Source organism: Salifodinibacter halophilus (assembly GCA_012999515.1).
Classification (GTDB): Bacteria; Pseudomonadota; Gammaproteobacteria; order Nevskiales; family Salinisphaeraceae; genus Salifodinibacter; species Salifodinibacter halophilus.
Map to the genome: position 1 here is coordinate 1 of JABEEB010000547.1, position 247 is coordinate 247.

At 61.9% G+C, this 247-nt stretch carries 1 protein-coding gene; it reads right to left on the bottom strand.

What is annotated here, in order from left to right:
- Nucleotides 1-247, bottom strand: a 247-nt coding sequence (locus tag HKX41_12790) for a hypothetical protein (GenBank protein NNC25012.1), incomplete at both ends; no start/stop codon positions are given.

Here is a 247-nt window from a genome sequence, read left to right on the forward strand (position 1 = left end):
CTCTCAAACAACTGTACGAACGTCGTCACTGTGAGGCCCGCGCGCCACGACTCCCCGAGCATGGCCGCGACGTCATCGGCCCGCTCGGCTTCGTCCGCGGCGTTCTCGCCGTCGACGGTGTCGTCGTAGATTGCGGCGGTTTCGAGGTGGTGGTGAGCGGTGAGGAGTCGTCCCAATCCGTCGGTGTCGTAGATGGTTTCGAGTTCATCCACCACTTGATCGATGATACTCGTGAACGGCAACGCGT